This window comes from Pseudomonas sp. 05T35 (genome assembly GCF_056396605.1).
The window spans coordinates 1-10,077 of record NZ_JBFTLU010000129.1; the positions used below are offsets into that span (position 1 = coordinate 1).

Below are 10,077 nucleotides of genomic sequence, written 5' to 3' on the forward strand. Positions count from 1 at the left end.
CAGTTGCAGAAGCTCCAGTTGCTGAAGTTGTTCGCGTTCAACTGGACGTGAAATTCGACTTCAACAAGGCTGTTGTCAAGCCAAACAGCTACGGCGACGTGAAGAACCTGGCTGACTTCATGAAGCAGTACCCGAACACCACCACCGTAGTTGAAGGTCACACCGACAACGTCGGTCCTGACGCTTACAACCAGAAGCTGTCCCAGCGTCGTGCTGACGCTGTTAAGCAAGTCCTGGTCAAAGATGGCGTTGAAGCTAACCGCGTTCACTCGGTTGGTTATGGCAAGTCCCGCCCAATTGCTGACAACAGCACTGAAGCTGGCCGCGCTGCAAACCGTCGCGTAGAAGCGCAGGTTGAAGCTACCGCTAAGTAATTAGCCTGGTAGTTCGGAAAAGCCCGGCTTAGGCCGGGCTTTTCTTTGTCTGCGATTTAGCTTTTTGGAAGAATCGTCCAAACGCGGTCCGAGCCTTCAAGGGCACTTATGCGAGGTTAGCGTTCCAGAACTCTTCTCTGGAAGCTGTTGCAGGCTGCGATCTTTTAACATTGTCACTGGCAGCCACCGCACCGATCACCAGGATCGCCGGGCTTTTCAGTTGGAAGTTGTGGGCATCTTCCTGCATCGCTGTCAGGTTGCTCCGGCATTCGCGCTGGTGGGGCAGTGAAGCATTTTCAATCATCGCCACGGGCGTATCTGCCGCCATCCCACCGGCAAGCAATTGCTCGCCAATTGAGCTCAATTTCGCCACGCCCATGTAAATCACCAGCGTCGTACCACTTTGGGCCAAGGCTCGCCAATTAAGCTCGCTGTCGTCCTGAGTGTGCGCGGTGACCAGGGTTACGCCGCGGGCGACGCCGCGCAGGGTCAGCGAAATATCGCATTGCGTTGCGCCGGCCAGGCCTGCGGTGATGCCATTGACCAACTCCACTTCAATCTCGCGCTCGCGCAGCCACTGCGCTTCTTCGCCGCCGCGTCCGAAAATGCACGGATCGCCACCCTTGAGCCGTACCACGCACTTGCCTTGGCGGGCATAACGCAGCATCAAGCGATGAATGAACGCCTGTGGGGTAGAGCGACAGCCACCACGTTTGCCGACCGCAATGATTCGTGCCTGCGGGCAATGCACCAGCACCGCGTCGTTGACCAGGTCATCGATCAGCACCACATCGGCTTCGTTCAGCGCCCGTACAGCTTTGAGGGTCAGCAATTCAGGGTCACCCGGACCTGCACCCACCAACCAGACTTTTGCGCTCATGTTCTATTCCTCACGAGGTGATTGCGATGGGCTGCACGCTGGCCGCCAACAGACGCTTGATTTCCGGGACACAGGAGCCGCATTGCGTGCCGCAACCGAGTTGTTGTTTCAGACCCTGCAAATCCAGGCCACTGCGAATGCCGGCGCACACCGCGCTTTCGCTGACGTTCTTGCAATTGCACAGAGTTTTCGTGGCACTGACGGATGAGCCCGCACTGCCGGGTGGCGTGCTCAACGGCGCCAAGAGCCAGCGCCGCAGTTGTTCGTCGGCGCGGCCTTCCAGCCAGAGGTTTTGCAGCCAGTGTTGTGCAAGGGTTTCACCGGCCAGGCGAATGGCGGTAATCCGGCCCTGTTCGATGCGTACGCGTTTGCCAATGGCACGCCGTGGATCGTCGTAAGCCAGGACCGGGCCATCGTTGAGTCCCAGTTGTTGATCGATGTCATGCAGCCATTGTGGGTCGGGCGCCTGGGCGCTGGCAGCGCGTATCAGCAGCGCAGGGCGTTCACGGCCGGCCAGGCTGAGGCTGACGTAGGCAAAGTCCTCACATAGCGGTCGTAAGGTCTCGAAATGCTGCTGAACATCGCCCTCAACCAGTGCAAACAAATGCCATGGCAGTTTTACTGGCTCGATTCGCACGCCGCTGTGCTTGAGTTCAGGTTGTTTCGACAGAGGATCGAACGCCGGCTGCGTGAGCGTATTGACGCCACCCTTGAGGAAACGGTCTCCCCAGTGCATCGGCAGAAACGCCTGGCCCGGGCGCACACTGTCATCACTGCCAACGGCGACGATCACGCTGCCTCGACGGCTTTTGAGGTTGACCAGGTCGCCGGTCTGCAGCCGATACCGACGCAGTTCATCAGGGTGCAGGCTCAACAGGGCTTCGCTGACATGGCCGAACAATTGTGCAGCCGTGCCGGTGCGGCTCATGCCATGCCATTGATCGCGCAGGCGCCCGGTGATCAGGGTCAGCGGAAAGCGTGCGTCACGCTGCTCTTTGGCCGCGCGATATGGATCGGCGACAAACTGTGCACGGCCGCTCTCGGTAGGGAAAATCCCGTCCGCGTAAAGCCGTGGCGTTCCGCTCGAGGCGCCGTCCGGGAACGGCCATTGCTGCGGGCCGAGGCGATCGAGCAGCGCATGGCTGATCCCGCAGAGGTCCAGATCGCGTCCGCGTGTCAGTTGTTTGTATTCATCGAAGACCTGCGCCGGTTGTTCGAAAGTAAACAGGCTGGGCTGTCCTGGACGCAGGCGCCGCTCCAGGCGTTGTGCGAAATCCACTGTGATCGCCCAGTCCGGGCGCGCTTCACCCGGTGCGCTTATGGCGCGGCGAACGTGGGAAATCCGCCGTTCGGAGTTGGTCACGGTGCCTTCTTTCTCACCCCAACTGGCGGCTGGCAGCAGCAGGTCAGCGAAGGGTGCGGTTTCGGTGGTACGAAAGGCTTCTTGCAGCACCACGAATGGGCAAGCCCGCAATGCAGCGCGCACGGTTTGCTGATCCGGCAGCGACTGCGCAGGGTTGGTGCAGGCGATCCACAATGCTTTGATCTTGCCGCTCTGGACCTGTTCGAACAGTTCAATGGCGGTTAGCCCGGTGGTGTCAGGTAGTTTTTCGACACCCCAGTAAGCCGCCACTTCGGCGCGATGTTGCGCATTGGCTGCTTCGCGATGGCCAGGCAGCAAGTTCGACAAACTGCCGGTTTCGCGCCCGCCCATGGCATTCGGCTGACCGGTAAGCGAGAAGGGGCCGGCGCCCGGCCGACCGATTTGCCCGGTGGCCAGGTGCAGGTTGATCAGTGCACTGTTTTTTGCGCTGCCGACAGTGGACTGGTTCAGCCCCATGCACCATAGCGAGAGAAAACTGCTTGAGGTGCCGACCCACTCGGCGCATTGCTGCAGCTGTTCAACGCTGATCCCGCAAAGTTGCGCGACCATTTGCGGGGTGTAATCGCGTACCAGGCTTTTCAGCTCGGCCAAGCCTTCGGTGTGCGCCTTGATGAACTCACGGTCGACCCAGTCTTCCCACAACAGCAGGTGCAAAATTCCGTGGAACAGCGCGACATCGGTGCCCGGCAGAATGGCCAGGTGCAGGTCGGCAAGATCACAGGTGTCAGTGCGTCGAGGGTCGATGACGATGACTTTCATCTGTGGTCGGCGGGATTTGGCTTCTTCCAGTCGGCGAAACAGCACCGGATGGGCGTAGGCCATGTTGCTGCCGACAATCATCACGCAATCGCTCAGCTCAAGGTCTTCATAGCTGCACGGCGGGGCGTCGGCGCCCAGGCTGCGCTTGTAGCCGACCACCGCCGACGACATGCAGAGTCGCGAATTACTGTCGATGTTGYTGGTGCCAACCAGCGCCCGGGCCAACTTGTTGAAGGCGTAATAGTCTTCCGTCAGCAATTGCCCGGAGATATAGAACGCCACACTGTCCGGGCCGTGCTCGGCGATGGTGTCGGCGAAAACGCTGGTGGCGTGATCGAGGGCGGTGTCCCAATCGGTACGGCTGCGGGCCATACCTTTGCCGAGGCGCAGTTCCGGGTACAGCGCCCGTGCCGCGAGGTCGCCGGTGAGKTGCAGGGTCGAGCCTTTGCTGCACAACTTGCCGAAGTTGGCCGGGTGCGTCGGGTCGCCGCTGACGCCGAGGATCTGCTCGCCGTCATGCTCGATCAGTACGCCGCAGCCCACCCCGCAATAACAGCAGGTCGAGGCGGTCGTCTGGCGGCTCATCAGCCTGCTTCCCGCAGAGCCAGCATGACCCGACCGTTCTCCACCCGTGCCGGATGGTGATGAGCGCAGCCGACATCAGGCGCCAGGGCCTCACCGGACTCCAGGTCGATCTGCCAGTTGTGCAACGGGCAAGCGACGCGTTTACCGTAGATCAGCCCCTGGGACAGCGGTCCGCCCTTGTGTGGGCAGCGGTCGTCAAGCGCGAAAACCTCGTCGTCGCTGGTGCGAAAAATCGCGATGTCACCTTTGGGGCCGCTGACGATGCGCGAGCCCAGGGCGTTGATTTCTTCCAGTGCGCAGATATCCAGCCAGTTCATGCCGGCACCTCCAGGTTTTTCACGGGGATGACATCGAACTCCTTCTTCAGCAATGGCTGCTCAAGGCGTTCTTTCCATGGGTCCTGCTCGAACGACAGGGAGAATTGCAGCCGGTCGTTGAGCGCTTTACGGCGCTCCGGGTCTTCCAGTACGGCTTTCTTGATGTGCTCCATGCCGACCCGTTGCAGGTAGTGCACGGTGCGCTCGAGGTAGAAGGCTTCTTCGCGGTACAGCTGCAGGAACGCGCCGTTGTACTCGCGCACCTCTTCGGCGGTTTTCAGTTTGACGAAGAATTCCGCGACCTCGGTTTTGATCCCGCCATTGCCGCCGATGTACATCTCCCAACCCGAGTCGACGCCGATGATTCCTACGTCCTTGATCCCGGCTTCCGAGCAGTTGCGCGGGCAACCAGAGACCGCCAGCTTGACCTTGTGCGGCGACCACATGTTGAACAGGTCATGCTCCAGTTCGATGCCCAGTTGCGTGGAGTTTTGCGTGCCGAAGCGGCAGAACTCGCTGCCGACGCAGGTTTTGACCGTGCGGATCGATTTACCGTAGGCATGGCCGGACGGCATGTCGAGGTCCTTCCAGACGCCGGGCAGATCCTGCTTCTTGATCCCCAGCAAGTCGATGCGCTGGCCGCCCGTGACCTTGACCATGGGCACGTTGTACTTGTCTGCCACATCGGCAATACGCCGCAGCTCCGAAGGATTGGTCACACCACCCCACATCCGAGGGACTACAGAGTAGGTGCCGTCTTTCTGGATGTTGGCGTGGGCACGTTCGTTGATCAGCCGTGATTGCGGATCGTCCTTGGCCTCGCCTGGCCATGTGGAAATCAGGTAGTAATTGAGCGCCGGGCGGCAGGTGGCGCAGCCATTCGGGGTGCGCCAGTTGAGGTAGCTCATGGTCCCGGCGATGGTCAGCAGATGCTCTTCGCGGATCGCCTGGCGGATCTGTCCGTGGTTGAGGTCGCTGCAACCGCAGATGGCTTTTTCACTTTTCGGTTTGACGYCCGCCGCGCCGCCGACGGTGTTGATCAGGATCTGTTCCACCAATCCGGCGCAGGAGCCGCAGGAGCTGGCCGCTTTGGTGTGTTTCTTGACCTCGTCGACGCTGAACAGCCCGTGTTCCTGAATCGCCTTGACGATGGTGCCCTTGCAGACGCCATTGCAACCGCAGACTTCGGCGTTATCAGCCATGCTCATGGCTTTGTCCTGGCCTTGATGGCCTACATCCCCCAGAGCGTTTTCGCCGAACATCAGGTGATCGCGGATCTCGCCGATGGCGTGGTTCTCGCGAATCTGCCGGAAATACCAGCCGCCATCCGCGGTGTCGCCGTACAGACAGGCACCGACCAGCACGTCATCCTTGATCACCAGTTTTTTATAGACCCCGCCGATCGGGTCGGAGAGGGTGATGGTTTCGGTGCCTTCGCCGCCCATGAAGTCGCCAGCGGAGAACAGATCGATGCCGGTGACTTTCAACTTGGTCGAGGTCACCGAGCCCGAATAGCGGGCAAACCCCAGTTGCGCCAAGTGGTTGGCGCAGACCTTGGCCTGCTCGAACAGTGGCGCTACCAGGCCGTAGGCGATGCCGCGGTGACTGGCGCATTCGCCGATCGCATAGATGCGCGGGTCATAGGTTTGCAGGGTGTCGTTGACCAGAATCCCGCGGTTGCACGGGATGCCGGATTTTTCCGCGAGTTCGGTATTGGGGCGAATGCCGGCAGCCATCACCACCAGGTCAGCGGGAATGATGTCGCCGTTCTTGAACTGCACCGAGCCGACCCGGCCATTGCCGGCGTCGTGCAGGGCCTGGGTCTGTTCGCACAGGCGAAAGTGCAAGCCGCGTCCTTCCAGGGCAGTTTGCAGCAGCTGGCCGCTGGTTTTGTCCAGTTGCCGCTCCAGCAACCACTCGCCGAGGTGCACCACGGTCACGTGCATGCCGCGCAGCATCAGCCCATTGGCCGCTTCAAGGCCGAGCAGGCCGCCGCCGATGACTACCGCGTGCTTGTGGGTCTTCGCGGTGTCGATCATGACCTGGGTGTCGGCGATGTCGCGGTAACCGATGACGCCTTCCAGGGTATTGCCCGGAATCGGCAGGATAAACGGCGTCGAGCCGGTAGCGATCAGCAGCCGGTCGTATTCGGCTTCGCTGCCGTCTTCGGCGATGACCCGGCGTTTGACCCGGTCGATTTCCACTACCTTGCGGTTGAGCAGCAGTTTGATGTTGTTTTCCAGGTACCAATCAAGATCGTTAAGCACGATCTCTTCAAAGGTCTGCTCACCCGCCAGCACCGGCGAAAGCAGAATGCGGTTGTAGTTGGTATGGGGCTCGGCACCGAAGACCGTGATGTCATACAGCTCGCTGCTCAGCTTGAGCAATTCTTCCAGGGTGCGAACCCCGGCCATGCCATTGCCGATCATCACCAGTTTTAGTTTTTTCATCAGGTTCTCCGGGGAGCTCAGGCTTGCCTCATCAGGGCGGTCAGGCTGGCTCGACAAATTTTGCGCAAACAAAAAAAGGCGTCCCGCTAGTTACCTAGCGAGGACGCCTTTGTCCTGGTCCCGTTCTCTCGGGAAGCACGCCCTTCGTCGTTGAAGGCCGGGCTTTATGTCTGTTGGAAAAGGTAATGCAGTGGTCGTGCCAAATCGGCGGAGGGCGCGGTTTTGTTGGGTTTCGCTTCGTTAAGCAGTGTCGGGTTGGAGCTTTTTGCACCAAATCAAAGCGCGCCGCCCGCAATTGGCGCGACAAATCCCTGTAGCAGCAGGCTGCGCCAACTGCTACGTAAAGCAAGGCGTCAGGTATGAAATGCCAGATACAACAGCACCAGATTGATCAACAACGACACCAGCGCCAGGGTCCGCCACACCTTCAACGGTTCACGTTCCAGCAACGGCCTGGGTCGTACGCTCAAACTGCGCCGTTCGCCTTGTTCCAGCAGCAGCAACCATTCCTCCGCCGTTTCATAGCGTTGCGCCGGGTCGGCACATACCGCACGTTCCAGGCTTTGCCCGAGCCAGTCCGGCAAATCCGGCCGATAGCGGTTGGCTGCGACGGGCGAGCCAAAGCGCGGACGTTGAAAGGCTTCGATTTCCCMGTAGGGATAATGCCCGGTGGCCAGGTAATAAAGCGTCACACCGACGGCATACAGATCCTGTTGTGGTGTTGGTGGAGTCCCGTTGAACGCTTCCGGGGCGATATAGCTCGGGGTGCCCGGCAGCGCGTTGGATTGGTCTTCGGATAAGCCGGTGCAGTACGCCAGGCCGAAATCCAGCAGCCGTAACTCACCGTCCTCAGACAGCAGCAGGTTTTCCGGTTTGATGTCGCGATGGAAAATCTGCCGCCGATGCAGCATGCCCACCGCCCGCAGCAAACGTTCGGYCAGTTGTTGCCATTGGGGCAGCGGCAACGGGCCGTTTTGTGCGAACAGCTCGGCCAGGGTCACCCCCGGATACTCGCGCATCACGTAATACAGGTGTTGACGTTGCGCCGCTGGGTGAACTTCCGGAAAGCTGCGACCGGCAACACGTTTGAGAAACCACTCTTCAGAGAGCAGAGCCTGAGCGGCCTTTGTGTCGTTGTTCAACTGTGAGGGGAGTGTTTTCAGTAGCCAGGGCTGTTGCTGCCCATCATGGACACGGTAAATCAGCGACTGCTGACTCTGCCCGAGCAGTCTTTCGACGTGCCAGCCCTCGAAGACCTGACCGGGTTTGAGCGGCGGTGGCAATGGCCATTGCTGCAGTTGGATCAGCGTATCGCCAATGCTTGTTTCACCGAGGGTGTCGACCCGCACCAGCAGCGCGCTGGCGTTGTCCTGACTGCCGGCCAGGTGAGCGGCGTTGACCAGGGTTTGTGCCGCGCTGTCGAGGTCGGGTTGATCGCGCAGAATGGCCGCGATGGCGGTGTCGCCCAGCGTCGCCCAAACGCCGTCGCTCAACAGGACGAAACTCTCGCCGGCGCGCAATTCGCCGTCGAGAAAATCCAGCACCAGATGCTGATCCAGTCCCAATGCGCGCTTGAGCACATGCTGCATGCCCGGTTGTTCCCAGACGTGGTCCTCAGTGATGCGCTGCAACTGGTCGGCGTGCCAGCGATACACCCGACAATCGCCAACGTGCGCCAACGTGAAGCGACGACCGCGTAGCACCAGCGCGCTGACGGTGGTGAGTAATGGCTGGCCGCCGCCATTGGCCTGCAACCAGCGATTTTGCGCTAGCAACAGGCGGTCCAGCGCTTGCGCCACAGCCCAGGTTTGCGGAGTGGCGTAGTAATCGAGGGCCAGGGCCTGCAAGGTTGCCCTGGCTGCGAGCCCGCCATCGGCGCATTGACTGACGCCGTCGGCGATGGCGAACAGAAACCCCTTGCTCGCCGCCAGTTCAGCGGCGGGCGTGACCAGGCGCAGGGCGTCCTGGTTTTCGTCCCGTGGGCCGATGGCGCTGGCCTCGGCGAAGCTCAATTGCAGGCTCATTGGTGCATCATACCCGCGCGGCGGTCACAGCAGCCGAACCCCAGGTGGTTCTCCAGCGGCGCTTGACCCCGTGCAGGCCAAACCAGGCCAGAACACCGAGACTCGCGAACAGCCACAAGGCCAGTTGATAGCTGCCGGTGCTTTGCTTGATCGCACCCATGCCTGCCGCGAGGGCGAAACCGCCGATGCCGCCTGCCATGCCGATCAACCCGGTCATCACGCCGATTTCGCGGCGAAAGCGTTGTGGCACCAGCTGGAACACCGCGCCGTTACCCGCGCCAAGGCCGAGCATGGTGCAGACGAACAGTGCCAGTGCAGCGTAGGAGCTGGGCAGGTTGAAACCCACGGCAGCAATGCAGGTCGCGGCCAGTGTGTACATCACCAGCAAGGTGCGAATGCCACCGAAACGATCCGCCAGTGCGCCACCGAGTGGCCGCATCAAACTGCCGCCGAACACGCAAGCTGCGGTGTAGTAGCCGGCGGTGACCGGGCTCAGGCCGTATTGGTCGTTGAAGTAGCCGGGCAGGGCGCTGGCCAGGCCGATGAAACCACCGAAGGTCACGCTGTAGAAAAACATGAACCACCAGCTGTCGCGGTCACCGAGGGCCTTGAGGTAGTCAGTCATGGATTTGGCTTTCGGCCGTTCAGGTGCGTTTTTCGCCAGCCAGGCGAAGATGATCAGCGTCAGTATCAGTGGGATCAATGCGAAGCCAAAGACGTTGCTCCAGCCAAATGAGGCCGCCAGCATCGGGGCGATCAGCGCGGCGAACACCGTGCCCGAGTTGCCCGCGCCGGCGATGCCCATCGCCTTGCCTTGATGCTGTGGTGGATACCACTGCGAAGCCAGGGGCAGGGCGACCGCGAACGAGGCGCCGGCCATGCCGAGGAACAGGCCCAGCAGCAGCGCTTGTTCGTAGCTGTGGATGCCGAGTTTCCAGGCGCCGAACAGGGCGCAAATCACGATGACCTGACCGATCAGCCCGGCGGTTTTCGGTGACAGACGGTCTGCCAGCAGTCCCATCACGAAGCGCAAGAACGCCCCGGCCAGAATCGGCGTGGCCACCACGAGCCCGCGTTGCTGGGTAGTCAGGTGCAAGTCGGCGGCGATTTGCACCGCCAGCGGGCCGAGCAAGTACCAGACCATGAAGCTCAGGTCGAAATACAGAAAGGCCGAGAAGAGTGTCGGGGTATGGCCGGATTTCCAGAAGCTTGAATTCATCGCGCACCTCAGCTGTAAAGAGTCTCGAAGGGAGTCATGAGCTTTGCGGTGGCGCGCCGCGACGGCCGCACCACCGGCCCCGGGC

At 60.9% G+C, this 10,077-nt stretch carries 7 protein-coding genes; 1 reads left to right on the top strand and 6 read right to left on the bottom strand.

Translation table 11 applies throughout. From position 1 onward, the window contains the following. Positions 1-374 (top strand): OmpA family protein (locus tag AC1DH9_RS12455; protein WP_477808245.1); only part of this gene is annotated, 374 nt, incomplete at its 5' end. A 106-nt stretch (positions 375-480) separates the two neighbouring features. On the opposite strand, the gene cobA is transcribed toward AC1DH9_RS12455, so the two are convergent. From cobA to AC1DH9_RS12485, 6 genes are all read right to left on the bottom strand, one after another. Further along, a complete protein-coding gene (cobA, locus tag AC1DH9_RS12460) occupies positions 481-1,254 on the bottom strand; it encodes a uroporphyrinogen-III C-methyltransferase (RefSeq protein ID WP_427546990.1) in 774 nt (257 codons plus the stop codon). 10 nt (positions 1,255-1,264) lie between these two features. After that, positions 1,265-3,982: a nitrate reductase gene (locus AC1DH9_RS12465; RefSeq protein ID WP_477808246.1), complete on the bottom strand. Its 2,718-nt coding sequence runs from the start codon at positions 3,980-3,982 to the stop codon at positions 1,265-1,267. Next, positions 3,982-4,299, bottom strand: coding sequence for a nitrite reductase small subunit NirD (nirD, locus tag AC1DH9_RS12470; protein ID WP_103315371.1), 318 nt, complete (start codon positions 4,297-4,299; stop codon positions 3,982-3,984). The genes AC1DH9_RS12465 and nirD overlap by 1 nt, the downstream gene beginning before the upstream one ends. Beyond that, on the bottom strand, positions 4,296-6,749 hold the full coding sequence (nirB, locus tag AC1DH9_RS12475; RefSeq protein WP_477808247.1) for a nitrite reductase large subunit NirB: 2,454 nt from the start codon (positions 6,747-6,749) through the stop codon (positions 4,296-4,298). Before nirB ends, nirD begins: the two co-directional genes overlap by 4 nt. Before the next feature lie 353 nt (positions 6,750-7,102). Continuing rightward, complete coding sequence (locus AC1DH9_RS12480; RefSeq protein ID WP_477808248.1) at positions 7,103-8,773, bottom strand: bifunctional protein-serine/threonine kinase/phosphatase; 1,671 nt, start codon at positions 8,771-8,773, stop codon at positions 7,103-7,105. A 7-nt stretch (positions 8,774-8,780) separates the two neighbouring features. Further along, positions 8,781-9,992: a nitrate/nitrite transporter gene (locus AC1DH9_RS12485; protein WP_216744927.1), complete on the bottom strand. Its 1,212-nt coding sequence runs from the start codon at positions 9,990-9,992 to the stop codon at positions 8,781-8,783. Between the last annotated feature and the right edge of the window lie 85 nt (positions 9,993-10,077).